Below are 25394 nucleotides of genomic sequence, written 5' to 3'. Positions count from 1 at the left end.
TCCAGGACGTGTCGCGGGGGTGCGCGCCCCGGCCGGGTGGGGGGTTATGTATCGGCCGGAGCGCGCGGTCCCGGGGGACGGTGGAGAGACGGGTGGCGGGTGCTGATGCCCGTACCTTAGCCGCCCCGGTCCGGACGAAAGGCCCGTTCCGGGCGGGTGGTGGTCTTCTTAGGGCGCGCTTAAGGGGCGCATCGGAAGCCGTTAAAGGTCGGACAGCCGCTGAAGGTCCAGGCAGCCGCCGCGGCGTCGGCGCCGCCGCAGCCGGTGGCCCCGGCGCGGTCCGTCCGCGGCGCGCCATCCGTCCAGGCCGATCCAGATCCGTACCTCGGTGCCGCCGAGCACCGAGCGTCCGATCCGTACATCCCCGCCCGTCGACTCGGCGACCCTGCGCACGATGTCCAGGCCGAGCCCGGTCGAGCCCTCCCGGCCGCCGCTGTTGCCCCGGGTGAGGGCGGCCTTCGGGTCGGCGATACCGGAGCCCGCGTCCGAGACGAGGACGATCACGGCGTCCTCCCCGTTGTGCACATCGACGGAGAAGGCCGTGCCCTCCGGGGTGTGGCGGAAGACATTGCCGAGCAACGCGTCGAGGGCGGCGGCCAGTTCGGCGCGGACGACCGGGATGCGTACGGGACGGCCGATACCGGCGACCCGTACCGTACGGCCCTCGTCCTCCGCCAGCGCCGACCAGAAGTCCATCCGCTCCTTGACGACCTCCGAGACGTCGCACCCGCCGGCCGGACCCGCCGCCACCGTCTGCGGTTTGGCCTCGCGCGCGGTACGGATGATCGTGTCGACCTCGCGCTCCAGCTGAGCGACGGCGGCCCTGGTCTGGTCAGCGGCCGGTCCCTCGCCCAGGGACGCGGCGTTGAGGCGCAGTACGGTCAGCGGGGTGCGCAGCCGGTGGGAGAGATCGGCCGCGAGTTCCCGCTCGTTGGCGAGAAGCCCGACGACCTGGTCGGCCATGGAGTTGAAGGCGATCGCCGCGGACCGCAGCTCGGCGGGGCCCTCCTCCGGGACCCGCGCGCCGAGCTTTCCCTCGCCCAGCGCGTGCGCGGCGCCCGCGAGCCGCTGGGCGGGCTCGACCATCCGCACACCGAGCCGGTCGGCGACGGCGACGGACCCGACGATCAGCGCGAACCCGACGCCCGCGAGTACCAGCCAGGCGGTGGTGACGCCCTTGGAGACCTCGTTCTGGGGGACGTAGATCTCGACGACCGCGATCTGGCCGGAGCCGAGGGCGGTCGGCTGGAGCAGTACCGAACCGCCCGCGACCTCGGCCATGGCCGCGCGGGGGACGCGCTGGACGGTCCGCAGATCCTTCTCGGCGGCCCGGCCGCGCCCGATGTCCAGCCGACCGGCCTCCGGCCCCGTGCCGGCCGGGACATGCACGGCCATCCGCCCGTCGGCACCGGCGTTGGTGGAGGCGATGGCCCGCTCCAGCTGCTCGCGGTCGGTGGTGATGGAGAGGGTGGGGGCGATGGCGGCCGCCTGCCGCTCCGCGTTGGAGAACGCGCGGTCCCTGGCCATCTCCTTGATGACCAGTCCGAGCGGGACGGCGAAGGCCACGACGACCATGACCGTGACGGCCACGGCCACTTTGACCAGGGCCCATCTCATACGGGCGGTTCCGCGACGGGCGCTCCGGACGCCGGTGCTCCGGCCGTCGGCGCCCCGGACGCCGGTGCTCCGGGAACGGGCGGCTCGGACAGGGGCATCTCGGGGACGGGCGGCAGGGGCGGCTCCAGCTTCACCCCGACGCCCCTCAGCGTGTGCAGATAGCGCGGCCTGGCCGCCGTCTCGCCGAGTTTCCTTCGCAGCCACGAGAGATGGACGTCGATGGTCTGGTCGTCGCCGTACGACTGCTGCCACACCTCCGCGAGCAGTTCCTTGCGCGCCACGACCACCCCGGGGCGCCCGGCGAGGAACGTCAGCAGGTCGAACTCCCGCCGGGTCAGATCCAGCCTGGCCCCGTCCAACTCGGCCTGCCGGCGCAGCGGATCGATCGCGAGCCCGCCGACCCGGATGACGCGCGGCGGCGTGGCCTCGCCCGCGGTGGCGCGCGAACGGCGCAGTACGGCCGCCATCCTGGCGGCCAGATGCTCCACCGAGAACGGCTTGGTGAGGTAGTCGTCGGCGCCGTCGTTGAGAAGCCGTACGATCTCCGCCTCGTCGTCCCGCGCGGTGGCGATGATCACCGGTACGTCGGTGATGCCACGCAGCATCTTCAGCGCCTCCGCGCCGTCCAGGTCGGGCAGGCCGAGGTCGAGAATGACCACGTCGAACCGGAAATGGGCCACCTCGCGCAGCGCCTCCAGAGCCGTGCCGACGCTCCGTACGGTGTGGGAGGCCTCGGTCAAGTGCCTGATGAGGGCGGAGCGTACGAACTGGTCGTCCTCGACCACGAGCACACTGGGCATGGGCGGCACCGTACGCCATCCACGGGGTGCGGGAGGGCCGGTCTCCAGGGTCGGCCGTGACCGGTTTCCCTTATCGGCGCTCACGGGACAGCCGTGGCGCGGGTGGTGCAGTATGGCCCGGATGCGCATGGGACTCGTACACACCCTGGCGTGGTCGCTCGCCACGGGCGCGGCGGTCACGCTGTCGTGGTGGGGCGTCCACTCGGTCATGTCGGGGACGGCGTACGACCCGCCGCGCGCGCTCCCGCTGCCCGTGGACAGCGCGACGGAACAGGCGGCGAGCCCCGTCGCCTCGTCCACCTGGCGTCCCCCGAGCCCGTCCGCGAGGCCGTCCTCCTCGGCGACGGCGACACCGAGCCACAGCGGGCGGCCCTCGTCGCATCCGCCGGCCGAGGGGACGAGGCACACGGGCGGGAGCACGGGCGAAAGCGCGAACAAGGGCGCGGGCGCGGGCTCGCAGGCTGATCCGTCCGGCTCCTCCGGTGAGGTGAAGAGCTATACGGTCGACGGCGGCCGGGTCGTCTTCGACATCCACAGCGCCTCGGCCGAACTGGTCTCGGCCACGCCCGACAGCGGCTGGCAGATGCAGGTGTGGACACAACCGACCTGGATCCGGGTCACGTTCACCCAGGGCGGCCGGGAGGTCTCGGTGTTCTGCACCTGGAACGACCATCCGCCGATGGTGCAGTTCGACGACCGCTGAGCTGTCCGGTCCGACGAAGCGGGCTGCTTGGAGGCCGCTCGGACAGGTGAGGCGGCGTCACGTGCCGATGGGCGGCGCCAACCCGCCTATCCGCGCGGCCCCTTGAACGCGTCGGCCGGGGGTGGCGGCGACGCCTTCGCGCTCGCGTCGGTCACCACCGCCGCGCCGCCGGTGAAGTCGGCCAGCGCCCGGCCGTGTTCCACCCGCCCCGGATGCGGATCGCTCGCGACCCGGCGGGTCAGCTCGGCGACGGGCAGCTCACGGTCCGAGGCGAGCAGTACGGCGTTCCCGAAGCGGCGGCCCCGGAACACCGCCGGATCGGCGGCGAGCGCGAGCCGGCCGAAGACGGTGGCGGCGGTGGCGATCTGGCCGCGCAGATGCGCCAGCGGCGGACCGTCCGCGAGATTGGCCGCGTAATGGCCGTCCGCCTTCAGGACCCGGCGTACGTCCCCCAGGAACTCCGCGCTGGTCAGATGCGCCGGGGTACGGGCGCCGTCGAACACATCGGCGATCACCAGATCCGCCCAGCCGTCCGGCACTTTCGCGAGCCCGGCCCGCGCGTCGGTGGTACGGACGCGGATACGGGCGTTCGGGTCCAGCGGAAGCCACTCGCGTACGAAGTGGACGAGGGGACCGTCCACTTCGACGATCTGCTGGGTGGAGCGGGGGCGCGTGGCGGCGATGTAGCGGGCGAGGGTGAAGGCCCCGCCGCCGAGGTGCACGACATGCAGCGGCCGGCCCGCGGGCGCCACGAGATCCGCGACATGGCCGAGCCTGCGCTGATACGCGAAGGAGAGATACGCGGGGTCGTCGAGGTCGACATGGGACTGCGGGGCCCCGTCGATCAGCAACGACCAGGCCCGCGCCCGCTCCCGGTCGGGCACCAGCTCGGCGCGACCGCCGTCGACGTCTTCGGCCTGGACCGCACTCGGCGCCCGGCGCTTGTTCTTTGCCACACACCTATTTTGCGGTCTCGTTCGCCTGCGATCGTGCGCGGCCGGAACGTCTGGTCACCGTGAGAGGCGAGGGATGGAGTGCCCGGAGGGCATGAGTCCGGTTATCTACATCGGTCGGCGGCCTCAAGGAGCCGCGCCGCCTCGCCCAGCGCCTCCCTCAGCAGCGCCGGATCCGTGACCGGGCCCGTCGTGTCGGGGTGGAGCAGCCAGTCCGAGCCGATGACCGGGGGTTCGGCGGGGAAACCCGGGGGTTCGGCGGGGAGACGCAGCCCCCGGCCGCCGTTCGTCTGCGTACAGGCGCTGCCCGGCATGTCCCAGCCCGCGGCCGTACCCGGCGGGACCAGAAAGCCGAGGATGTCGCACGGACCGTCGTGGAACACCGGCCCCACTTTGGGAGTGGCGCCCCCCCGGCGCAGGATGTCCACCGCTTCGAGGCCCTGCCTGGCCGGCACCGTCACCAGGTCACAGGGCTCCCCGGCGTCGTCCCCGCGACGCACGCCGCACTCCTGGCCGGGCATGCGCCGAGCAGTCGTCCGCGAGCCACCACTGGTGTCCATACCGACCTCCACGTTGAGCGTCTCCCGAGCGGTTCAACGCATGGCCGCGTCAACAGCTACGGCGGCGCACCGTCGAAAAAGATGGCAGTTCATGGCAGATCATGGGCGAGAAATCCGGTTTGTGGGCAAACTCTATGTGTCACGACCGTCACAGCCGGTACGTTCTGCCCGTCGGAACAACCGGAGTTGGGCACCGCGCCACACCACACCGCACGCTCCGGGTGACCCGCGGGCACCAACGGCTGTACCAGGAGAGGGCTCGGCCATGGCGTCGTCTCGGGCAGTTCCCAACCTCGCCTTCCGCCGGCTGCGCGCGCGGCGCTCGCCGGGGGAGTTCGCCGCCGCCGTGCGCAGGGCCGCGCGGGAGATCGGTGAACAAGTCGCCTGTGACGCGCGTTATATCGGACGGGTGGAGGCAGGCGAGATCCGCTGCCCCAACTACGCGTACGAACGGGTCTTCCTGCATATGTTTCCCGGACTGACCCTGGAGGACCTGGGCTTCTCTCCGCGTGAGCACGTACGCGGCAGAGCGGCGCGGGCCACGGTGACCGCCACCACGGACAGGGCAGACAGAGCAGACAGAGCGAACAGGGCGGGCGCCGCCAACAGCCGGAGCGACACCGGCAATCCCAGCGATACGAGCGATACGGGCGATACCAGCGATACCGGCGAGGAGAGCGACGTGCTGCGTCGCGCGTTCATGACGAGCGGCCCCGTCACGGTGGTGGCCGCCTCCCTCGGTCTCGGCGGTACGGCCGTCGCGGCCGTACCCACGCCGCGGCGGACACCGCGGCTGGTCGGCGACGCCGAAGTGATCGCCGTCGAGGCGGCCGTACGGCGGATCCGGCTGCTGGACGACCGGCACGGCGCCGACGGGATCTACCGGCAGGCCGCCCAGCCGCTGCGCGCCGCGTACGCGCTGCTCGACACGGGCACGCCCGCCCGCCAGTCCACCGCCGACCGGCTCTACGCGGGCGCCGGCGAGCTGTCGATCTCGGTGGGCTGGCTCGCCCATGACTCCGGACGCTTCGACGACGCGCGCTCGCACTACGCGGAGGCGCTGGCGACCGCGCGGATGGCGAACGACCCGGAGGTGGAGGCGCACGCCTTCGCCAACACCTCGTTCCTGGCCAAGGATTCGGGCCGGTACCGGGAAGCGGTACGGACCGCGCAGGCCGGCCGGCGCGCCGCCAGGCATCTGGCCTCGCCGCGGCTGCTGTCGCTGCTCGCCCTGCGCGAGGCGGCCGGCTGGGCCAAGCTCGGCGACCGTACGAACTGTGAGCAGTCGCTGGCCCGGGCCCATCGCCTCTTCGACCGCGGCCCCTCGGACGCCGACCCCGAGTGGATGTCCTTCTTCGGTGAGCCCGAGCTGGAGTCACAGGTGGCGCTGTGTCACGCGGCGTTGGGCGACTGGTCGCGCGCGGCCCGGCACGCCCATCGCGCGACGGCGCTCCAGAATCCGCACTTCGCCCGCAATCTCGCCCTCTACCGGGTGGAGCTGGCCACGGACCTCGCCCGGGCCGGCGCGCCGGACGAGGCGGCGGCGGCCGGCCATCAGGTGCTCGATCTGCTGGACGTCGTCCAGTCGTCCCGTATCCATACGAGACTCGCGGCCACGGCACGGGTGCTGCTGCCGCAGCGGCGGCTGCCGGAGGTGGGCGCTTTCCTGGACCGCCACGCCTCGACGAACAGCCGGGCCTGAGGGGAGCGCCGGGCCTGAGGGGAGCGCCGAAGTGGCGTCGTCCGCCCGGAGCCAGGAGCGCAAAGCCAGGAGCCCGGAGTCAGGAGCCCGGAGTCAGGCCGTGAGATGCGCCGTGTCGTTCCAGATCTGGATCGCCGGCAGGTCGTACGCCCAGCTCAGCACCGACACCGATGTCGGGTCGAGCCGGATGCGCGCCGCGAACGAGATGTCCTCGCCCAGCCAGCGCGCGCCGATCGCGCGCAGGATGTGCCCGTGGGCGAAGACCAGCACGTCACGGTCCGCCTCGCGCGCCCAGGAGACGACCTCGTCGGCGCGGGCTGAGACCTGCTCCAGGGTCTCGCCGTCCGGGACACCGTCGCGCCAGATGAACCAGTCGGGGCGGTCCGCCTTGATCTGCGCCGGGGTCATGCCCTCGTACGCGCCGTAGTCGAACTCCATCAGCGCGTCCCACTCCTCGGCCCGGTCGCCGAAGCCCGCCAGCGCGCAGGTCTCGGCGGCGCGCGCCAGCGGGCTGGTGCGTATCGCCACGCCGGGCAGCCCCGACCAGGGCGCGTGATGGAGCCGTTCGCCCAGCAGCTTGGCGCCGCGCCGCCCCTCGTCGAGCAGCGGGATGTCCGTCCTGCCCGTGTGTTGGCCGGACAGCGACCAGGCTGTCTGACCGTGCCTGGCGAGCAGGATGCGCGGTGCCATGAAGGTGCTCCCTGAGGTTCACAACTGGTGCCGTTCCATCATCGCGCACCTGAACGGAGGGCCACGTCCAGGGGCAACCTCCCGGAGGATCCGCGCGTCCCTCACTCCGTCGGGGGGTGATGTTGTCGAACATTATTCCGCAGATACACCCGATCGAAGGGCGGCACCGCTTACACCGTACGGTGAACGTCGGCCGAAAACCGCATGAAAATTCGATGGAGACCGTCCGGATGCCGTACAGCGCGCACAGCGCCAGCACGCCGCGGAGCCCTCGCCCCCGGCCCCGCTGGTGGACCGAGCTGACGCTGCTCGTCCTGGTCTACGCGGCGTACTCACTGGGCCGGCTGCTCGCACGCGGCGATGTGTCGACCGCGGTCGACCACGGACTGGCCATCCTCCGGGTGGAGAAAGCGCTCCTCCTCAATGCCGAGCACCCGCTCAACCGGCTCTTCACCAGCACCCCGGCCCTCGGCATACCAGCCGACTTCGCCTATGCCTCGCTGCACTACCTCGTCACCCCGGCCGTCCTCGTCTGGCTCTTCCGCCGCCGCCCCGCCCGCTACCGGGCCGCCCGTACCTGGCTGATGATCTCCACCGTCCTCAGCCTGGCCGGCTTCACCCTTCTGCCCACCTGCCCGCCCCGGCTGCTGGAGGCCGGGTACGGCTTCGTCGACACCATGGCGCGGTACAGCTCGTACGGATGGTGGGGCGACGAAGCGAGCGCGCCACGCGGTCTCGGCGGGATGACCAACCAGTACGCGGCGATGCCCAGCCTGCATGTCGGCTGGGCCCTGTGGTGCGGGGTGCTGCTGTGGCGGCACGGCCGTAACCCGCTGGTGAAGTGGGTGGGCGTCGGTTATCCGCTGCTCATCACCGTGGTGGTGATGGGGACCGCGAACCACTACTTCCTGGACGCGGTCGCGGGCGCGGCGGTGATGGGCCTCGGGGCGCTGCTGACCCGGCCGGCCATGCGCGCGGCCGAGCGTGTACGGGTCGCGGCGGAGGCGCGCTTCGGACGGTCGCCGGCACCGGCCGCCGTGTCCCCCGCCGCCGCCTCCTCAGCCCGCTCAGCCCCCGCGCCGTCCCGTACCTCACCCCGTCAAGGCCCGATTGTCAGCGGCGGATGCGAGACTTCCGCGGGTGAGCGATTCCCTGGGCAGCGGACCCGCACCAGCACCCCCGGCACCACCTCCGCGGACGACACTCCGGCGACGGCTCGCTGAGCTGCGCGGCGCCGCCGCCGCGCCGCATCCGCTCGACGCCCGCGCGCTGGCCGCCCTCGCCGCCAACCCCGGCTGCCGGCGGCGTGCCCTGCTGGACGGCGCCGGGGTCGACAAGGCGGCGCTCGCGTCGGCGCTCGGCTCGCCCGCCCCGTTCGGCCAGTCGCAGTTCGCGTTCATGCGCGGCAACGCCTTCGAGGCCAAGGTCAAGGCCGACGGCGGTACGGAGCTGATGCGGCTGCTGTCCGAACGGCTCGGCGGGCAGTCACCCCCGCCCGCCCCCGCTGACGTCCTCGTCCCCGATCTGTCGGCGGCCGGCCCCGAGGGTCGTACGGCCCGTACGGCACTGGCCCTGCGCGAGGCCACGGAGGCGCGGGCGTGGGCGCTGCTGGACCATCCGCTGCTGGCCCTTGAGGTGGCGGGCTCCCCCGCGTATCTGGAGCCGGACGCGGTGGTGGTGCATCCGGACGGCCGGTGGACGGTCGTGGAGATCAAGTCCTTCCCGATGATCGACGGTTCCGCGGACGCGGCGAAGGTGGGCGCGGCGGCGCGGCAGGCCGCGGTGTATGTGCTGGCGCTGGAGCGGGTCGCCCTTCACACGGCGGGCGCGGAAGTGGCGGACCGCGTTCTGCTGGTCTGTCCCAAGGACTTCTCCAACCTGCCGGCCGCGTCGGTCGTGGACGTACGCAAGCAGCTGTCGGTGACGCGCCGTCAGCTGGCCAGGCTGACCCGGATCGAGGACATCGCGGCCGGGCTGCCCGAGGGCACCACCTTCGATCTGGACCGCTGCTCGGGCGAGGAGCTGACGGCCGCGGTCGAGTCGGTCTCGGCGGCTTACGCGCCCGAGTGCCTGTCCGCGTGCGAACTGGCCTTCCACTGCCGCCACCGGAGCCGCGCCGAGGGCGCGGTGGAGGCGCTGGGCCGTGGCGTGCGGGGCGAGCTGGGCGGTCTGACCACGGTCGGCGCGGTGCTGGCGGCGGCGCACGGCGGGGCGGGCGACCCGACGGACCCGACGGTCGTCGCGCTGCGCAGGGCGGCGGCGCTGCGGGCGGAGGCGCTGGCGGCGGCCGGGGCCTCCCGTGAAGCGGCCGCGGCTTCCCGGGAAGCGGTTGGGGACTCCCGGGAAGCGGCCGATGGCGCGGACGACGGAGCCGGGCCGGTCTCGGTGGCCGCGCATGAGGCGGTCACATGTCGCTGATCAGTACGCTCGCGCGGCTGGAGGCCGTGGAGAGCGGACGGGCCCGGCCGCTGGCCACCGTCAGGCACCGCAGGATCTCGGACGAGCCACTGGTGCTCGTACCGCTCACCACGGCGGGCGAGGCCGGTGCCCCGCTCGGCGCGCTGGTCGGGACGGACCGGGACGCGCCCCGGCTGCTGACCGTCGCTCAGCCACGCGACCGCGATCTGCGGTTCGCGTTCCTCGGCGAGCTGGCCGAGGCCGTGCTGCCGTATCTGGACGCGTACGCCGAGGTGATCGAGCGCGCCGAGCGCAACGAGACGGACCCGGAGACCGGAAAGCGGGTCAAGGTCGAGGTCGAGCTGTGCGTGGACGCACCGCAGTTGATCGTGCCGAGCAGGCCCGGCGTCGACTTCGTACGGCTGCTCGGGCGGTCGATGCGGTTCCGGCGTACGGCCGAGGACGATCCGGACACGCCGTATCCCGCGCCGCCGCGCGTGCCGCTGCTCGGACGCTGGCTGACGCACTACGGCGAGCGCGCCCGGGTGCCGGGGTCCTCGCTGCTGCTCGCGGCGACCGATCTGCTGAACCGTCACTGGGCGACCGGGCAGTCCAGCCTGGAGGACCAGCATCTCGGCGCACTGCTCTCCTGGATCGATCCGCCGGAGGGCTTCTCGGGCGCCGAGGCGGCGCTCCGGGCCGAGCTGGACCGGGACCGCGGCGGACAGTTGCGCTGTCCCCCGGCGGGGCCCGCCACCGACCCGGCGTTCGACAACAGACTGCTGGCGCCCGCCATCGAGGGGTACGACCGGGCGCGCCAGGCGCTCGCGGCGGCCGAGGACGGGCCCGGCGCGGAGGAGCAGCTGGCCCGGCTGACCGCGGCGGAGCGGGAGATCCGCGAGCTGCTCACGGGCGTCATGCGACCCACCTGGGACGCGGTGTGGCGGGGTCTCGACCTGCTGCGCGCGCTGCCGGAGGGGGAGCGCGTCACCGATCGCTGGACGCGCGACCGCTGGTCGTTCACCGGCCATCGCGACCGGGTGCGCGCCGGGGAGCCGCCGCAGCCCCGGCGGGACGACGCGGTGACGGCGGCGCGGAAGCTCGCCTCGCGCGAGACGGCGCAGGCGCAGCTGGAGGCCCAGGAGGCGCTGGACGATCCGCTGGTGTTCGCGGGGCGCAGGCTGTCCGGCGAGGCGTTCCTGAGCGAGGTGACGGAGGTGGCGATGGCGTACAGCGAGGGCAAGCGGCCGACCCCGCGCCCACTGGTCACCGTCCGCACCGACGACCGGCCGCATCTGGACGCGGGTACGAAGGTGTTCCGCTCGCTGGACGGCAAGCCGCAGTCGGCGGAGTTCGTACGGTCGTCCACCGACGACGCCGACGGTGTGCTGGTGCTGCGGCTGACCGACCGTATGGGCCGCGGCAAGGAACCCGCTCCCGGTTCCGTACCGGAGAAGGGCGACCGGATCGCCTGGACACTCTTCGAGCACGACCAGCGCGGCGGCCCGAAACTGCCCGACCCGGAGGAGACCCCGTGGACCCATGGCGGGCCCCCGGGCGCGGAGGACGCGACCCCGACCCTGCCCGAGGCCGAGGCCGAGGCCGGGCCCCGGGCCGAGGCTCCGGACCCGATCACCGAGGAGGACTTCCTGTGACGGACACCGCCGCGTCGGGTCCCGCCACTTCCGACAGCACCGCCAACACCGCCACCGCCACCGGGCGGGCGGCCTTCGATCCGGGCGCCGCCGCCGCGCGTGCCACGGACGCGATCCTGCGCGACACGCTGCACGGCACCCACCGCGGAGTGGTCGTCGACTCGCCGCCCGGCGCGGGCAAGTCGACGCTCGTCGTCCGCGCCGCTCGCGAACTGGCCGCCGCCGGGCGGCCGTTGATGGTCGTCGCGCAGACCAACGCGCAGGTGGACGATCTGGTCGCGCGGCTCGCCGAGAAGGATCCCGAGCTGCCGGTCGGCCGGCTGCACAGCAATGACCCCGACCCGTACGACAAGTCCCTGGACGCGCTGCCCAATGTCCGCAAGTCCGCGAAGGCGGCGGATCTGGCGGGGCTCGATGTCGTGATCTCGACGGCGGCGAAGTGGGCGCACGTACAGGGCGTGGAGCCCTGGCGGCACGCCATCGTGGACGAGGCGTACCAGATGCGTTCGGACGCGCTGCTCGCCGTCGCCGGGCTCTTCGAACGCGCCCTGTTCGTCGGCGACCCCGGCCAGCTGGACCCGTTCAGCGTGGTGGGCGCCGACCAGTGGGCGGGGCTTTCGTACGACCCGTCCGCGAGCGCGGTCTCCACGCTCCTCGCGCACAACCCCGAGCTGCCCCAGCACCGGCTGCCCGTGTCATGGCGGCTCCCCGCGTCCGCGGCGCCGCTCGTGTCGGACGCGTTCTATCCGTACACCCCGTTCCGCAGCGGTACGGGCCACGGCGACCGGGGGCTCGCGTTCGGGGTGCCGTCCGACGGCTCGGGTCCCGACCGGGTGCTCGACGAGGCGGCCGAGTCCGGCTGGGGCCTGCTGGAGCTGCCCGCCCGGCGTACGCCCCGTACGGACCCGGAAGCCGTACGGGCCGTGGCGCTGGTCGTGCGCCGGGTGCTGGACCGCGGCGGCGCGGCCACCAGCGAGCGCTCTCCCGATCCGGTGCCGGTCACGGCCGACCGGATCGCGGTCGGCACCGCCCACCGCGACCAGGCGGCGGCGGTCCGCGCGGCCCTCGCGGAGCTGGGGGTGAGCGGGGTGGCCGTGGACACCGCGAACCGGCTCCAGGGCCGCGAGTTCGATGTCACGGTGGTGCTCCACCCGCTCTCCGGCCGGCCGGACGCCACTGCGTTCCATCTGGAGACGGGCCGGCTGTGCGTCCTCGCGTCCCGGCACCGGCACGCGTGTGTCGTGGTGTGCCGCGCGGGCGTGGCGGAGCTCCTGGACGAGCACCCGTCGACGGAGCCGGTCCAGCTGGGAGTGACGGTGAAGTTCCCGGACGGCTGGGAGGCGAACCACTCGGTCCTGGCCCGGCTCTCGGAGCACCGGGTGAGCTGGCAGCCCTGAGAAACAGCGCGCAGGGAGGCCCCCTTGCGCGGCGCGGGACAATGGACGGTGGCCGTGAGGCCGTACACGCACGAGCAGGAGGAAAACCGATGCCGGATCCCGAGCGGAGCGAGCGGCGGCTGCGGCCGGCACCGCTGCTCTTCGAGCCCTCGGAGGCGGTCGCCGACCCCGAGCACTTCTTCGACCTCGAATCCATCGACGACCCCGCCCATCTGCTGGTCAGAGCCACGGAGCTGACTCTCGCGTTCCGGGCGGCGACCGACCGGGCCGTCGAGTTCCAGGCGATCGCCGCCGCGCAGCTCGCGGATCCCCGCCGTTTCGACCGGCTGACGACGGCGGACATCGCGCTGCGGGCGCAGTGGACCGAGGACTACGCGAAGAAGATGGTCGAGTTCGGCCGGGACCTGCTGAGCGGCGAGGGCATGGCGAGCCAGTGAGCACCGGCCCCGCGAGCACCGGCCACTGAGCACCGGCCACTGAGCCCGGGGTGGGACGGGAGGAGCCGGCGGGCCGGGTGAGCCGGACGGGGCCAGGCGGGCCGGATGGGCCGGATGGGCCGGATGGGCCACCCGTGTGGCATATGCGGTGCGCAGGTTACGCCTCCCCCCGCCGCCCTGTCCCGTCTTTCGCGAACTCTCGGGAATGGGTTCATTACTCCCGGTAGATCTGACTGTCATGAGCGTATGGCTGCGAGATGAATCCCCGCTGAGTCCCGGCATGAGCGACGACGAGCGCCGCACCGACATCTTTGGCCTTCTCCATGACGAGGACGCCCATCACAGCGCGCGGGTCACCCCCGCCGGCGCGGAATGGCTCGTCTCCGCCGGACCGTACTCCCGGTCCACGCTCTCCCTCTGGTCCGCCAGTCCGACCGCTCCCGCGGTGTTGCCCTGCGGCTCCGCCTTCGATGTGGTGAACGCCCCCGCGATCTTCGGCCGGCGCATGCTCGACCGGCTCTGGCGGGACGGTCCCGGCTCGGGGCCGGTCGCCGTGTACCGCGGCCGTACGCTCCTGTTCGCCGCGCCGGGCACCGCCCAGCGGCTGCCGTCCCTGCTCTCCTGGGAGGAGTGGGGCGGCCCGGGTTCCGACGGGCGGGAGACGGCGCCGCCGCCCCTGCTCTGCCACGGCACCGGCGACGCGGTGACCGTACCGCCGCTGACGCCGGTACCCGGATCGGGGCCGCGCTGGGTGGTCGCGCCGGACACCCGCCACCCCTGGCTGCCGGGGCCCGATGTGCTGCTCTGGGCCTGTGTACGGGCGGCCCGCGACCAGGCGGCGTCCGGGACCGGCTCCGTACCGCGCCCCAGGACGGCGGCGGAATCGTCGGCGGGAGTGGCCGCCCGGCTGCCCCGGACGCGCTCCTGACCACGGGAAACGCCTCCTGGACGGGTCCGCGTATATCGATTTTTCTTCGCGCCGATCCGGGTGCTAAGGTCTACGACGTCAGCAGGCGCCGCTAGCTCAGTTGGTTAGAGCAGCTGACTCTTAATCAGCGGGTCCGGGGTTCGAGTCCCTGGCGGCGCACAGACATGAAGAAGCCCCTCGCGTGAGCGAGGGGCTTCTTCGTTTTCCCTCCCCGGTACCCGTCCACCACCGGACAGGGCCATACAGCTAGTGCCGGACCTCCGGGGTGATCTTGACGGTCCAGGCCCCCGTGGGCGTACGGTCCGCCACCTGCACCCGCGTGTGCTCCCCCTCCACCGTGAAGGTCTCGCCGACCCCCAGCGGCGCGTCCGCCAGCGGCGGATAGACCGACCGGTCCCAGCAGGCCTCACCGTCCGGATGGGTGTCCACCACCTCGACCGGACCGCCGCCCGACGCCATCTCGCCGCGTACCCGGTAGATCAGCACCCCCTCGGTGCAGGTGTGCAGATCATTGCCGGTCGCCGCGCGCGCCTCGATGGCCAGCGCGGTGTTCCGGCCGGTCCTGACGACCGCGAGGCGGGTCCCGGCGCTTCCGCCGGGGACAGGTTCCGCGGCGATGGGCTCCAGCGTGAGCAGGCTCGTGCCCGTGGGCGGCACGCACCGCACCTGCCGCTGGTCCAGCCAGCCGAGCTTCCACTTGTGCCAGCCGAAGAGATCGGGCGCCATCCCGAACTGGCTCCCCATCACATCCCAGTCGCCGACATAGGTGTCCCAGTCGCCCTTGCCGTCCGTGGGCCGGTGGTAGAGGTCCGCCAGGTCGAAGACATGCCCGGTCTCGTGGGCCAGCACATTGCGGTCCGGCGGGTGCCGCTCGAAGACGGTGACGATACGGCGGATGTCCGTGCCGTCCGCCCTCATCGGCCGGTCGAAGTTGACCACTTTCGTGGCATCCGAGTCGACACCGGGCGCGTCCGGATCGGCGACCAGATAGACGACGTCGTAGCGCGAGAAGTCGACCGCCGGATCGGCCGCGGCCAGCGCGTCCCGCAGATAGGCCGTGCGCCGGGCGGGCTCCCAGTCACGCCGTATCCCGTAGTCGGTGGAGGCGTGCGGCATCCGGAACCACTGGAGCTGCGGGTGGGCGCGCAGCGCGAACTTCCCGTACGAGGCCTGTTCGTAGAAGCGACTGGTGGCCGGGAAGTGATCGGCCGCCAGTTCGGCGGGGTCGGCCAGCGGCGCCGAGTCGGGGAAGGAGAGGAAGATCATGACCGCGTCGAGGGCACGGTCCGGGCGTGGATAGGCGGTGTTCCAGGTGTCGAGGCCGAGAGAGTGGTGGGCGGCGGTACGCGGCAGGGCGCAGGGCCCTTCGGGGGCCGAGGCCCCGGCGGGACCGGCGATCAGCGATGTGGCGGCGAGCGCCACGAGAGAGGTCACGGCGGCCGCGGTCCTGCGCAGGCGGGGCCGTTCCACTCCCCCGGGTGGCTGCGGACGCTCCACATCGACCTCCGTTTCCGGATTGGGGGACACCACTCCCACCTTGGGTCGTTTTGTACGACTACGCCCTGTTCCGCTGCACCAGATGGGTGAGAGGGCTTGGATCACGGCGTCGGTGACCCGACACCCCGGCGCATCACGGAAAGTCACAAGCGATCACGGCGGGCTCTTCCGGTGCCACAGACGTGCAGAAACGATCGCGCGGTGGCAAGCCGACGGGATTCCGCGGGCTCTTCGCCGTCCCGGAGCTGGAATGGCCGCCCGGCCTGCCTCTATGATCGGCACACTTTCCCTGGCAGACCGTCCCGACCACTCTGTACGACCACGACGCACCGCGGGAGCGAGCCGTGAGCGGAACCTCCGAAGGGCCGCGTCCAGCGGCGGTCGCGGCGGCCGGCATCGCACGGCCACCCATCACGGAGCGTCATACCTTTGGCGGAACAGCAGCCGAGGCTCCGGACGGGCGTGCCGCACACGCGCCGGGCACCGCACACGCATCGGGCGGCGCATACACACCGGACGACGCGCAGGACTTCCACGGCGCCCTTCACGGTGCCTTCCACGGCGCCTTCCGGGCCGCCGAACTCGCGATGGCCGTGATCGACCACGAGGGCGCGGTCGTCAGCGCCAACGACGCGCTCGCCGTGCTTCTCGACACCGAGCCCGCCGCGCTCACCGGCCGGTCCGCGGCCGATCTCGTCGACCTCGCCTCCGACAGCCGCACCTGGGACGCCTACAGCGCGGTGCTGGAGCGCCGACGCGCCCGCTTCCGCTGCACCCGCCGGCTCAAGCACCCCGACGGACGGACCCTGTGGGCCGAGGTCACCGTCGTCCCCGTTCCGGAGAGCCGCGGTGCGCTGCTGTCGATCGCGGACATCAGCGACCGGCGCGAGCTCCAGGCGCGGCTGCGCCATCTCCAGATGCACGATCCGGTGACCCGGCTGCCCAACCGCACCCTGTTCTTCGAACGGCTCGCCTCCGCGCTGGAGGCCTCGACGTACGACGGCGTGGCGTACGGCGGGTCCCCGGCCCATCCGGACCGCCGGCCGTACGGCGATGGCAGAACAGGGCGGATCGGGCTGTGCTACCTCGATCTCGACGGCTTCAAGGCCGTCAACGACACCCTCGGCCACCGCACCGGCGACCGGCTGCTCGCCGCCGTCGCGACCCGGCTCACCGAATGCGCCGACCAGGACGGCTACACCCGCAGCGGCGGCCATCTGGTCGCGCGGCTCGGCGGGGACGAGTTCGCGATCCTCGTCGAGGACTCCACCGGTACGGAACAACTCGCCGATCTGGCCCGCTCCGTACTCACCGCGCTCCAGCGCCCCTTCGACCTGGCCGGGCAGCGGCTCTCGGTCTCGGCGTCGATCGGGGTCGTGGAGCGGGCCGCGGAAGGCACCACCCCGACCGGTCTGATGCAGGCCGCCGACACCACGCTGTACTGGGCGAAGGCCGACGGCAAGGCCCGGTGGACGCTCTTCGACCCGGAGCGCAACGCCCACCGGATGACCCGCCAGGCGCTCACCTCGACCCTGCGGCCGGCCGTGGAGCGCGAGGAGTTCGTGCTCCAGTACCAGCCGCTGGTGGGGATGGCCGACGGGGTCGTACGGGGGGTGGAGGCGCTGGTGCGCTGGAACCACCCGCAGTTCGGGACTCTGGCGCCGAATCGGTTCATCGGGATCGCCGAGGAGGACGGCTCGATCGTGCAGCTCGGCCGCTGGGTGCTGCATACGGCGTGCCGCCAGGCGAGACGGTGGCAGCTGGACCATCCGCACACCCGGCCGCTCTTCGTCAGCGTCAATGTCGCCGTACGCCAGGTCTGGGACTCCGATCTGGTCGCGGACGTGGCGGAGATCCTCGCGGAGACCGGTCTCGCGCCGCAACTGCTCCAACTGGAGCTGACGGAGTCCGCGGTGATGGGCTCGGCGGGGCGGCCTCTCCAGGCGCTCCAGGCGCTGAGCGACATGGGCGTACGGATCGCCATCGACGACTTCGGCACCGGCTACTCGAACCTCGCGTATCTCAGCCGGCTGCCCGTCTCGGTCCTCAAGCTGGACGGCTCGTTCGTCCGCGGTTTCCGCTACGACGAGGGCGTCCATCCGAGCCCGGCCGACGAGACGATCGTGGAGGCCCTGATCCAGCTCGCGCACCGGCTGGGGCTGACGGTCACCGCGGAGTGCGTGGAGACCTCGGGCCAGGCGGCCCGGCTCCAGCGGATCGGCTGTGACACGGGGCAGGGCTGGCTCTTCTCCCGTCCGGTGGCGCCGGAACGGATCGCGGAGATGGTCGCGGTCAGCCCGAGAGACGTGTGACGACCGCTCACGCCCTGCGTAACGCCCGTACGTGACACACCGACGCGACACCCCTACGCGACGCGCGTACCCGAACGGATGGGCCCCTGGCTGGCGGGGACTCGCCATTCGTTCGGGCGGCCTTGCCGGTGATCCGGACGTTGGGTGATCGTGGAAGTGCGTCCCGGCGTCTGTCCCGCCGGGACGCTGGACCACGACCGCAGCGACTACGGGGGCGAGAGGCATGAGTTGGGCAACGGGCAAGACCGCCGGCGGGGGCGAAGGCGAGGGCGAGGGCAAGCACGCGGGGGGCAAGGATCCTGGTACGGCGAAGCCGTCGCCGGACACGGCTCAGCCCAGGCCCGGGCCGAAGCACGGCAAGTAGCGCGGTGACGGATGCCGGGCCGGGCGCGCCCCGTACAGGCGCCGTCGAGCGGGCGGCCATGCGGGGGCTGCTCGACGGGCTGCGCGGTGCCCTGGCCGGGCCGCTCGCGCCGGAGTGGGAGCGTGCGTTCTGGGCGGTTCCGCGGCACCGGTTCCTGCCGGAGAGGGTCTGGGTCGACGACGATCTGACGGCCTGTAGCCGAGGCGCGGCGCCGGACCACTGGCTCCGCGCCGCGTACGCGAACGGGCCGGTGGTGACGCAGATCAATGACGGCCGGGATCCGGGCGACGGCGAGCGCCGGGCCTCGTCCTCGGCGTCGGCACCGTCGATCGTCTTCCGTATGCTGCGCCTGCTGGCGGTGGAGGACGGCCATCGCGTGCTGGAGATCGGCACCGGGACCGGCTGGAACGCCGGGCTGCTGGCGCATCGGCTGGGCAGCGAGCGCGTGACCTCCGTCGAGCTGGATCCCCGGCTCAGCGCGCGGGCCGGGCGTCATCTTCGCGAGGCCGGCCTGGAGCCCCGGATCGTCACCGGTGACGGCACAGCTGGGTACGCGCCCGGCGCTCCGTACGACCGGGTCGTCGCCACCTGCTCCGTACGGCGGGTGCCGCGCGCCTGGCTGGAGCAGACCCGGCCGGGCGGGGTGATCCTGACGCCCTGGGAATCGCCCTGGCTCTGCTTCGGGCTGCTGCGGCTCACCGTCCGGGACGACGGCAGCGCGTCCGGCAGGTTCTCGCCGCACTCCGCGTTCATGCTCATCCGCAACCAGCGCACGGACCTGCGGATCTACCGCGATGTCGTGGAGGACGACCAGATACCGGAGCGGTCCGCCACGGAGCTGTGCCCCTGGGCGCTGGCGGGCGACGACCCGGCCGCGCGCTTCGCCATCGGGCTGCGGCTCCCGGACATCTGGCGCGTCTGGCACGACAACCCGGATGTGCATGGCGTGGCGTCCAGGCTCTGGCTCGCCACCACCGACACCACGTCCTGGGCGGCCGTCGACTGGGACGGCCGGACGGACAAGCGGCTCACGGTCTGGCAGTACGGCCCCCGCCGGCTGTGGGACGAGGTCGAGGCCACGTACCGGTGGTGGCTCGGGGCCGGGAGTCCAGGCCCGGAGCGCTTCGGTCTGACCGTCACCCCCGACGGCCGGCAGACACCGTGGCTCCACACCCCGGCCGGGGTGCTCACGTCGGGGGCGGACACGACGTAGTCACCACAGCGGTGCTCACGTCGTGTCCGCCCCCGGAGCCCCCGGACCGTGTCAGGTCCCGAAGTGTGTTCGGTGCCCGATCGTCAGGCGGGCAGGCCGTACGCGTCCGCGATCAGCTCGTAGCTGCGCAGCCGCTCCTCGCCGCTGTGCGCGTGACTGGTGATCATCAACTCGTCGGCGCCCGTACGCTTCTGGAGGTCGTTGAGGCCGTCGCGGACCGTGTCCGGGGTGCCGTGCACGATATTGACCAGCCAGTTGTCCACGAACTCCTGCTCCATCGAGCTGAACCGGTACGCCTCGGCCTCCTCCGGTGTCGGGACGAGCCCCGGCCGGCCGGTGCGCAGCTGGACCATGGAGAGGGCGCCGGTCATGACCTGGCGGCGGGCCTCGCGCTCGCTGTCGGAAGCCAGGGCCGAGACGCCGATCAGCGCGTACGGGGCATCGAGGACCGCGGAGGGGCGGAAGGACTCCCGGTACAGATCGAGCGCCGGGATGGTGTTCTGCGCCGAGAAGTGGTGGGCGAAGGCGAAGGGCAGCCCCAGCACCGCGGCCAGCCTGGCGCTGAAGCCGGAGGAGCCGAGCAGCCAGATCGGCGGCCGGCCGGCTGGGCCCTGGACCGGGCCCGGTACCGCGTGGATACGGGAATACGGGTGGCCGTCCGGGAAGTCGTCGTCCAGGAACCGGGTCAGCTCGGCGAGCTGCTGCGGGAAGTCGTCGGCGCCTTCGTTCAGCCGGTCGGAGCGGCGCAGCGCGGCGGCCGTCGCCCCGTCGGTGCCGGGCGCGCGGCCCAGGCCCAGATCGACCCGGCCCGGGGCAAGCGCCTCCACCGTGCCGAACTGCTCGGCGATCACCAGCGGAGCGTGGTTGGGCAGCATCACACCGCCCGAGCCGAGCCGGATGCGCTCGGTGTGGGCGGCGAGATGGGCGAGGATCACGGCCGGGGAGGACGAGGCGACGCCCGGCATGGAGTGGTGCTCGGCGACCCAGTGCCGGTGGTAACCCCTGCGCTCGGCGAGCTTCGCGAGCGCGACGCTCGTCCGGAGCGACCGGGTGGCCGTGGAGCCGTTGCCCACCGTGACCAGATCCAGTACCGAGAGGGGTACGGGCGCGGTGCCGTGCGCCGTGCCCCTGATGCCGTCCGTCGTGCCTCGGCTCGCGTCGTCCACCGGTCAGACCCTCCTGCGTATCGAATACGTACGGAAGGGCTACAACAGGAGGCTATCTCCGTTTATTCCCGCGCCGGGCTCGGGATTCCCGGGCCGGGTCCCGCGCATTCCCGAGCCGTCAGCGCGGAGCCTCGTACTCGCGGCCTTCGAACAGCTTCCCCAGCCGGGGCCCCCACGCCCTGCGCCGCGCGAGCCGCAGCCCCTCCCAGACCGTCACCTGGTTCGCGGTGAGGACCGGCTTGCCAAGGGTCTCCTCCAGCTCGGGCAGATACGCGATCGTGTGCAGGGCCGTGTCCGGGAGCAGAACGACCTCCGCGTCCGGATGATCGCCCGCGCGGGCCAGTTCGAGGACCTGCTCCCGCTCCCAGGTGCCGACCTCGGCCGCGGTGATGATGCCGCTCGCCCGGTCCGAGACGACCTCGATCCCGGCCGCCTTGAGGAAGGCGGCGAAGTACGCGGTGACATCCGCCGGATAGGTGGCGGCGATGGCGACCCGTGCGGCGCCCAGCGCGCGTACGGCGTGGGCGAAGGCGAACGAGGTGCTCGACGCCGGCAGTCCGGCGGCGGTGGCCAGGGCGCGGGTCTGCTCATGGGCGCCCTGCCACCCGTAGATGAAGCTTCCGCTGGTACAGGCCCAGACCACGGACTCGGCACCGGCGAGGCGCAGCTCCTCCACCCCCTCGGCGAGCCGTTCATCCGCCCCCATCCGGAGCAGCGCGTCGACGCGGTGGGCGTCCTCGCCGATATCGGTGTGGACGACGGGCAGCCTGATGTCGCTGCCGAACATCATCTCGATGCGGGGGTAGTCGTCCTCGGCCGAATGCCCGGGGTAGAGGAGTCCGATGGTGGTCATGTCCATCCTTCCGTATCTTCCGGCAGCGGCTCCGCCGACGGGGCGGCCTGCCCCTGCGGGGCGACCCCGACCGGGCCGACCGGCCCGATCGGTGCGGCCGGTGAGACGGGCGCGACCGGCGGCAAGGGCTCCACCGGCGGCAGCGTCGGGACCTCGTGCGTCGACGGCCGGTCGAGCAGCAGTGCCTGGTACGGCCCGACGGCGTGCGCCCCGAGCCTGCGCAATGCCGCCCACATCGTCACCTGGTTGGCGGACAGGACGGGCATCCTCAGCTCGGCCTCCAGCTGCGGAATCGCGTCGTACGTCGGCAGATTCGTACAGCTGATGAAGAGCGCGTCGGCCGCCCCTACGACGGCCTGCCGCGCCATGTCCACGACCGAGCGGTACGGCACCTTCCAGATGTGCCGGGTCAGCCCCAGAAAAGCGCGACCCGTCACAGTTACCCCGACCTCGCCCAGATAGTCCTCCAGCGACTGGGTGACCGACTCCGTATAGGGCGTGACCAGCGCGATACGGCCGACTCCCAGCTCCTCCAGCGCCTCGACCAGGGCGCCGGAGGTGGTGAGCGAGGGGACCTCACCGGCGCGGTTCATCGCCTCGCACATGGCGCGCTCTCCGGCCGCGCCGCCGACGAAACTGCCGGAGGTGCAGGCGTAGGCGATGACCTCGGGCTCCGAGGCGCCGAGCGCCCTGACCGCCTCGCCCAGGGTCTCGTGCTCGCTGACCAGCCGGGCGAGGTCGAGGGAGACCTCGACCGGCACGTACGGCGTACGGGTGACGCGCAGGGAAATGTCGTCCGGCACCCACCGCCACAGCTCACGGTCGAGTGCGAAATCGAAGGGAGCCACCACGCCGACACCACGCTGCGGCTCCGGACCACCCAGAAAGGAGACTTCCATGGCATTGCCCCCTTATCGGGTATCAGGCTCTTGTTGACGACGGTAGGAGCAAGGTGCGAGCGTGGTCAATCAGCCCATCTCAGACGTTGCACGGAATTTTCCCGAGGGAAATCCCGAGGGAACCCCGCCCGGCCCGATCCTCGGCAGACTCCCGCCCGGTAGACGACGGTTTCCCGCCCGGTACCCAGCGGATTCCCGCCCCGTACCCAGCGGATCCCCGCCCGGTACCCGGCGGACTCCCACCCGGTACTCGGGCGAGCCCGCCGGCGGTCCGGCCCCGGCAGAAGGGCTCCTCCTCATGCCAGCACCCACGCTCCTCGTCCTGGAAGCGGACCCTCCGCCACGGTTGGGCCGACTCACCGGCAAGGCACGGATCCGCTCCGTCGACGAAGCCGCTCTCGCGGCCGAACTCCCAGCCGCGGACGCCCTGCTGGTCTGGGACTTCACCTCCGACGCGGTACGGAACGCCTGGCCGGGCGAAGGGCCGCGGCCCCGCTGGGTGCACACCGCGAGCGCCGGGGTCGACCGGCTGCTCTGCCCCGAGCTGGTCGCCTCCGACACGGTCGTGACCAATGCCCGGGGCATCTTCGAGGGGCCGATCGCCGAGTATGTGGCGGGGCTGGTGCTCGCCATGGCGAAGGATCTCCCCGGCACGCTGGAGCTCCAGCGCCAGCGCCGCTGGCGCCATCGCGAGGGCCTTCAGGTCGCGGGCAGCCGGGCGGTCGTGATCGGCGCGGGCCCGATCGGCCGGGCCGTGGCCGGGACGCTGCGGGCGCTGGGCGTGACGGTGGCCGTCACCGGCCGTACGGCACGCCCCGGCGTGCACGCCGCCGACCAGCTGGACCGGCTGGTGATCCGGGCCGACTGGGTGATCTCAGCGGCGCCGCTCACGGACGCCACACGCGGCATGTTCGACGCACGGCTCTTCGGTCTGATGCAGCCCTCCGCCCGCTTCATCAATGTGGGCCGCGGTCAGCTCGTGGTGGAGGACGATCTCGTCGCGGCGGTGTCCAAGCGGTGGATCGCGGGGGCGGCGCTCGATGTCTTCGCGCGGGAGCCGCTGGACGCGCACGACAGGCTCTGGGATGTCCCCGGTCTGATCATCTCCCCGCATATGAGCGGGGACACGGTCGGCTGGCGCGACCGGCTGGGTGAGCAGTTCGTGGATCTTTATGAACTTTGGGCCGCCGGAAAGCCTCTGCCGAACGTGGTGGACAAGAAACGTGGGTACGTCCCCATGCATGACTGATCTCACGACCGACCCCACGCGCCTCACCGACCTCACCGCACGCCGGCTCCTGGCCGGCTACGAGAGGGGCGATTTCTCGCCGCTCGATGTGACCCGTGCCGTACTGGACCGGATCGAAGTGGTGCAGCCGCTGGTCAACGCCTTCGTACGGGTGGACGCCGAGGCGGCGCTCGCCCAGGCGGAGGCGTCCACCGCCCGCTGGCGCGGGAGAGAACCGCGGGGGCTGCTCGACGGGGTGCCGGTCTCGGTGAAGGACATCTTCCTCCAGCGCGGCAGCCCCACCCTGCGCGGCTCCCGGACCGTACGGGCCGAGGGTGCCTGGGACGAGGACGCGCCGGCGGTGGCGCGGCTGCGGGAGCACGGCGCGGTCCTCATCGGCAAGACCACCACCCCGGAATTCGGCTGGAAGGGGGTCACCGACTCACCGCTGAGCGGGGTGACCCGCAATCCGTACGATCCGTCCCGGACGTCGGGCGGGTCCAGCGGCGGCAGCGCGGCGGCCGTGGCGCTGGGCGCGGGCCCGCTCTCCATCGGTACGGACGGCGGCGGCTCGGTCCGTATCCCGGCCTCCTTCTGCGGGATCTTCGGGTTCAAGCCGACGTACGGCCGGGTGCCGCTCTATCCGTCCAGCCCGTTCGGCACGCTCGCGCACGCCGGGCCGATGGCCCGGGACGCGGCGGACGCCGCGCTGCTGATGGATGTGATCAGCGGCGCCGACTGGCGGGACTGGTCGCAGCTCGCCCCCGCGCCGAGTCTTTCCGCCGCGCTGACGGAGGGCGCGGGGGGCACAGGTGGTACGGGCGGCACGGGTGGCGTCAAGGGGCTGCGGATCGCGTACTCCGCGACCTTCGGCAATCAGGTCCCGGTGCGCCCGGAGGTGGCCTCGGCCGTACGGCGCGCGGTGAGCCGGCTCGCCGAGCTGGGCGCGTATATCGAGGAGGCCGATCCGGACATCACGGATCCGGTGGAGGCCTTCCACACCCTGTGGTTCAGCGGCGCGGCCCGGCTGGTGGAGCCGTTCGGCGCCGAGCAGCGGGAGCTGCTGGACCCGGGGCTGCGGGAGATCGTCGCGGTCGGTGAGCGCTACAGCGCGCTGGACTATCTGGCCGCGGTCGACGCGCGGATGGAGCTGGGCAGGCGCTTCGGCCGGTTCCACGAGTCGTACGACCTGCTGGTCACGCCGACGCTGCCGATCACGGCGTTCGAGGCGGGCCGGGAGACGCCGCGGGGCTCTGGCCAGCGGCGCTGGACGGGGTGGACGCCGTTCACGTACCCGTTCAATCTGACGCAGCAGCCCGCCGCGAGCGTGCCGTGCGGGGTGGACGGGGACGGGCTGCCGATCGGCGTGCAGCTGGTCGCCGCCCGGCACGCGGACGCGCTGGTGCTGCGCGCCGCGCACGCGCTGTACGAGTCGGGGGCCGCGCCCGGCCTTCCCGGCCCGGGGTCGCCCGGCCTTCCCGGGGCGGCGTCTACTCCCGCCGGAAACTGAGCGTTTCGCCGATGGCGCCCGCGCGCCACAGGTCCTGGCAGGCCTCGGCCATCCGGTCGAGGCCGTCCACCACCGTTCCCCAGACGATGCCCGGGATCCAGCCCATGTCCCCGTTGATGAGGAGATTGTTGCGCTCGTAGAAGAGCGCCAGGTCCACGACGGTGCGCCGGCCGCGCACCGTCTTCTCGTCGTAGCCGTACGACGACGTGCCCAGCTCCGTGTCGGAGAAGGTGAAGTAGCAGAGGTCCCCGGGGATCGGGGTCACGGTCGGATTCTCCAGCGGTGGTTCCTCGGCGGCGAAGGCCGGAAAGAGCGCGTAGATCTCATTGCGCGCGTACTTCGCGTGATACACGTCCGAGCCCAGCGGCAGCGCCTCCCATACCGCCGCGCAGGTCACCGGAGCCCGGTCGTCCAGGAGTTTCGCGGTGCAGCGCACCCCGCGCTTGTCGAGCGACACAGTCACAAATCGGTCGGCCATGACCCCATGGTCCTCATCTGATCCACTGAGTCAAG

Annotated in this window: 23 protein-coding genes and 1 tRNA gene; 14 read left to right on the top strand and 10 right to left on the bottom strand. The window is 72.6% G+C overall.

What is annotated here, in order from left to right; all coding sequences use genetic code 11:
• Positions 1-201: 201 nt before the first annotated feature.
• The gene (locus ACFRMN_RS20080; RefSeq protein WP_383021272.1) at positions 202-1617 is read right to left on the bottom strand and encodes a sensor histidine kinase; all 1416 of its coding nucleotides are present in this window, start codon (positions 1615-1617) and stop codon (positions 202-204) included.
• Positions 1614-2417, bottom strand: coding sequence for a response regulator transcription factor (locus tag ACFRMN_RS20075; protein WP_383021269.1), 804 nt, complete (start codon positions 2415-2417; stop codon positions 1614-1616). Before ACFRMN_RS20075 ends, ACFRMN_RS20080 begins: the two co-directional genes overlap by 4 nt.
• Positions 2418-2529: 112 nt before the next feature.
• Here ACFRMN_RS20075 and ACFRMN_RS20070 point away from each other — a divergent pair, with 112 nt between their 5' ends.
• Entirely contained in the window at positions 2530-3120 is a 591-nt protein-coding gene (locus ACFRMN_RS20070) for a hypothetical protein (protein WP_383021267.1), read from the top strand.
• A gap of 86 nt (positions 3121-3206) precedes the next feature.
• Here ACFRMN_RS20070 and ACFRMN_RS20065 read toward each other — a convergent pair whose 3' ends face one another.
• A complete protein-coding gene (locus ACFRMN_RS20065) occupies positions 3207-4076 on the bottom strand; it encodes a spermidine synthase (RefSeq protein ID WP_383021264.1) in 870 nt (289 codons plus the stop codon).
• A 101-nt stretch (positions 4077-4177) separates the two neighbouring features.
• Positions 4178-4594, bottom strand: coding sequence for a hypothetical protein (locus tag ACFRMN_RS20060; RefSeq protein WP_383021428.1), 417 nt, complete (start codon positions 4592-4594; stop codon positions 4178-4180).
• A gap of 304 nt (positions 4595-4898) precedes the next feature.
• Between ACFRMN_RS20060 and ACFRMN_RS20055 the strand changes: the two genes are divergently transcribed.
• Positions 4899-6335: a tetratricopeptide repeat protein gene (locus ACFRMN_RS20055; RefSeq protein ID WP_383021262.1), complete on the top strand. Its 1437-nt coding sequence runs from the start codon at positions 4899-4901 to the stop codon at positions 6333-6335.
• A gap of 93 nt (positions 6336-6428) precedes the next feature.
• Here the strand turns inward: ACFRMN_RS20055 and ACFRMN_RS20050 are convergent, their stop codons facing one another.
• Positions 6429-7025 (bottom strand): histidine phosphatase family protein, encoded by a 597-nt coding sequence (locus ACFRMN_RS20050; protein WP_383021259.1) that lies wholly within the window; start codon positions 7023-7025, stop codon positions 6429-6431.
• A 215-nt stretch (positions 7026-7240) separates the two neighbouring features.
• On the opposite strand from ACFRMN_RS20050, the gene ACFRMN_RS20045 reads away from it, so the two are divergent.
• The 7 genes from ACFRMN_RS20045 to ACFRMN_RS20015 all read left to right on the top strand — a co-directional run bounded on the left by ACFRMN_RS20045 (position 7241) and on the right by ACFRMN_RS20015 (position 13998).
• Entirely contained in the window at positions 7241-8248 is a 1008-nt protein-coding gene (locus ACFRMN_RS20045) for a phosphatase PAP2 family protein (RefSeq protein WP_383021256.1), read from the top strand.
• Positions 8166-9443, top strand: coding sequence for a hypothetical protein (locus tag ACFRMN_RS20040; protein ID WP_383021254.1), 1278 nt, complete (start codon positions 8166-8168; stop codon positions 9441-9443). The genes ACFRMN_RS20045 and ACFRMN_RS20040 overlap by 83 nt, the downstream gene beginning before the upstream one ends.
• The gene (locus tag ACFRMN_RS20035; protein ID WP_383021252.1) at positions 9434-11077 is read left to right on the top strand and encodes a hypothetical protein; all 1644 of its coding nucleotides are present in this window, start codon (positions 9434-9436) and stop codon (positions 11075-11077) included. Before ACFRMN_RS20040 ends, ACFRMN_RS20035 begins: the two co-directional genes overlap by 10 nt.
• Positions 11078-11190: 113 nt before the next feature.
• The gene (locus ACFRMN_RS20030; RefSeq protein ID WP_383021426.1) at positions 11191-12474 is read left to right on the top strand and encodes an AAA domain-containing protein; all 1284 of its coding nucleotides are present in this window, start codon (positions 11191-11193) and stop codon (positions 12472-12474) included.
• An 89-nt stretch (positions 12475-12563) separates the two neighbouring features.
• Positions 12564-12911 carry a hypothetical protein gene (locus ACFRMN_RS20025; RefSeq protein ID WP_383021249.1) on the top strand — a complete coding sequence of 116 codons (348 nt, stop codon included), beginning with the start codon at positions 12564-12566 and terminating at the stop codon, positions 12909-12911.
• Between the two features lie 280 nt (positions 12912-13191).
• A complete protein-coding gene (locus ACFRMN_RS20020; protein WP_383021246.1) occupies positions 13192-13839 on the top strand; it encodes a bifunctional DNA primase/polymerase in 648 nt (215 codons plus the stop codon).
• An 85-nt stretch (positions 13840-13924) separates the two neighbouring features.
• A tRNA-Lys gene (locus ACFRMN_RS20015) sits at positions 13925-13998 on the top strand.
• A gap of 87 nt (positions 13999-14085) precedes the next feature.
• On the opposite strand, the gene ACFRMN_RS20010 is transcribed toward ACFRMN_RS20015, so the two are convergent.
• Entirely contained in the window at positions 14086-15366 is a 1281-nt protein-coding gene (locus ACFRMN_RS20010) for a M6 family metalloprotease domain-containing protein (RefSeq protein ID WP_383021243.1), read from the bottom strand.
• Positions 15367-15680: 314 nt separating this feature from the next.
• On the opposite strand from ACFRMN_RS20010, the gene ACFRMN_RS20005 reads away from it, so the two are divergent.
• The 3 genes from ACFRMN_RS20005 to ACFRMN_RS19995 all read left to right on the top strand — a co-directional run bounded on the left by ACFRMN_RS20005 (position 15681) and on the right by ACFRMN_RS19995 (position 19225).
• Complete coding sequence (locus ACFRMN_RS20005) at positions 15681-17648, top strand: putative bifunctional diguanylate cyclase/phosphodiesterase (RefSeq protein ID WP_383021240.1); 1968 nt, start codon at positions 15681-15683, stop codon at positions 17646-17648.
• 223 nt (positions 17649-17871) lie between these two features.
• Entirely contained in the window at positions 17872-18012 is a 141-nt protein-coding gene (locus tag ACFRMN_RS20000) for a hypothetical protein (protein ID WP_383021237.1), read from the top strand.
• 4 nt (positions 18013-18016) lie between these two features.
• On the top strand, positions 18017-19225 hold the full coding sequence (locus ACFRMN_RS19995; protein WP_383021235.1) for a methyltransferase domain-containing protein: 1209 nt from the start codon (positions 18017-18019) through the stop codon (positions 19223-19225).
• 83 nt (positions 19226-19308) lie between these two features.
• Here the strand turns inward: ACFRMN_RS19995 and ACFRMN_RS19990 are convergent, their stop codons facing one another.
• The 3 genes from ACFRMN_RS19990 to ACFRMN_RS19980 all read right to left on the bottom strand — a co-directional run bounded on the left by ACFRMN_RS19990 (position 19309) and on the right by ACFRMN_RS19980 (position 22143).
• The gene (locus ACFRMN_RS19990; protein WP_383021233.1) at positions 19309-20391 is read right to left on the bottom strand and encodes an LLM class flavin-dependent oxidoreductase; all 1083 of its coding nucleotides are present in this window, start codon (positions 20389-20391) and stop codon (positions 19309-19311) included.
• A gap of 118 nt (positions 20392-20509) precedes the next feature.
• The gene (locus ACFRMN_RS19985) at positions 20510-21244 is read right to left on the bottom strand and encodes a decarboxylase (RefSeq protein WP_383021230.1); all 735 of its coding nucleotides are present in this window, start codon (positions 21242-21244) and stop codon (positions 20510-20512) included.
• Positions 21241-22143: a decarboxylase gene (locus ACFRMN_RS19980; protein WP_383021228.1), complete on the bottom strand. Its 903-nt coding sequence runs from the start codon at positions 22141-22143 to the stop codon at positions 21241-21243. The genes ACFRMN_RS19985 and ACFRMN_RS19980 overlap by 4 nt, the downstream gene beginning before the upstream one ends.
• Before the next feature lie 298 nt (positions 22144-22441).
• Here ACFRMN_RS19980 and ACFRMN_RS19975 point away from each other — a divergent pair, with 298 nt between their 5' ends.
• Positions 22442-23392 carry a D-2-hydroxyacid dehydrogenase gene (locus tag ACFRMN_RS19975; protein ID WP_383021225.1) on the top strand — a complete coding sequence of 317 codons (951 nt, stop codon included), beginning with the start codon at positions 22442-22444 and terminating at the stop codon, positions 23390-23392.
• Complete coding sequence (locus tag ACFRMN_RS19970) at positions 23385-24881, top strand: amidase (protein ID WP_383021223.1); 1497 nt, start codon at positions 23385-23387, stop codon at positions 24879-24881. Before ACFRMN_RS19975 ends, ACFRMN_RS19970 begins: the two co-directional genes overlap by 8 nt.
• Here the strand turns inward: ACFRMN_RS19970 and ACFRMN_RS19965 are convergent.
• Positions 24862-25359: a DUF3830 family protein gene (locus ACFRMN_RS19965; RefSeq protein WP_383021220.1), complete on the bottom strand. Its 498-nt coding sequence runs from the start codon at positions 25357-25359 to the stop codon at positions 24862-24864. The two genes, ACFRMN_RS19970 and ACFRMN_RS19965, sit on opposite strands and share 20 nt — an antisense overlap.
• Between the last annotated feature and the right edge of the window lie 35 nt (positions 25360-25394).

This window comes from Streptomyces sp. NPDC056835, from assembly GCF_042789485.1.
Classification (GTDB): Bacteria; Actinomycetota; Actinomycetes; order Streptomycetales; family Streptomycetaceae; genus Streptomyces.
The sequence above is the reverse complement of the archived record's forward strand: the minus strand, read 5'-3'. Positions and strand labels throughout refer to the sequence as shown.

Bases quoted from the DNA above. Each gene is read 5' to 3' on its own strand.
- ACFRMN_RS20080 (WP_383021272.1), bottom strand. From the start codon at position 1,617: ATGAGATGGGCCCTGGTCAAAGTGGCCGTGGCCGTCACGGTCATGGTC.
- ACFRMN_RS20075 (WP_383021269.1), bottom strand. From the start codon at position 2,417: ATGCCCAGTGTGCTCGTGGTCGAGGACGACCAGTTCGTACGCTCCGCC.
- ACFRMN_RS20070 (WP_383021267.1), top strand. From the start codon at position 2,530: ATGGCCCGGATGCGCATGGGACTCGTACACACCCTGGCGTGGTCGCTC.
- ACFRMN_RS20060 (WP_383021428.1), bottom strand. From the start codon at position 4,594: ATGCCCGGCCAGGAGTGCGGCGTGCGTCGCGGGGACGACGCCGGGGAG.
- ACFRMN_RS20055 (WP_383021262.1), top strand. From the start codon at position 4,899: ATGGCGTCGTCTCGGGCAGTTCCCAACCTCGCCTTCCGCCGGCTGCGC.
- ACFRMN_RS20050 (WP_383021259.1), bottom strand. From the start codon at position 7,025: ATGGCACCGCGCATCCTGCTCGCCAGGCACGGTCAGACAGCCTGGTCG.
- ACFRMN_RS20045 (WP_383021256.1), top strand. From the start codon at position 7,241: ATGGAGACCGTCCGGATGCCGTACAGCGCGCACAGCGCCAGCACGCCG.
- ACFRMN_RS20035 (WP_383021252.1), top strand. From the start codon at position 9,434: ATGTCGCTGATCAGTACGCTCGCGCGGCTGGAGGCCGTGGAGAGCGGA.
- ACFRMN_RS20025 (WP_383021249.1), top strand. From the start codon at position 12,564: ATGCCGGATCCCGAGCGGAGCGAGCGGCGGCTGCGGCCGGCACCGCTG.
- ACFRMN_RS20020 (WP_383021246.1), top strand. From the start codon at position 13,192: ATGAGCGACGACGAGCGCCGCACCGACATCTTTGGCCTTCTCCATGAC.
- ACFRMN_RS20000 (WP_383021237.1), top strand. From the start codon at position 17,872: ATGAGTTGGGCAACGGGCAAGACCGCCGGCGGGGGCGAAGGCGAGGGC.
- ACFRMN_RS19985 (WP_383021230.1), bottom strand. From the start codon at position 21,244: ATGACCACCATCGGACTCCTCTACCCCGGGCATTCGGCCGAGGACGAC.
- ACFRMN_RS19980 (WP_383021228.1), bottom strand. From the start codon at position 22,143: ATGGAAGTCTCCTTTCTGGGTGGTCCGGAGCCGCAGCGTGGTGTCGGC.
- ACFRMN_RS19975 (WP_383021225.1), top strand. From the start codon at position 22,442: ATGCCAGCACCCACGCTCCTCGTCCTGGAAGCGGACCCTCCGCCACGG.
- ACFRMN_RS19970 (WP_383021223.1), top strand. From the start codon at position 23,385: ATGACTGATCTCACGACCGACCCCACGCGCCTCACCGACCTCACCGCA.
- ACFRMN_RS19965 (WP_383021220.1), bottom strand. From the start codon at position 25,359: ATGGCCGACCGATTTGTGACTGTGTCGCTCGACAAGCGCGGGGTGCGC.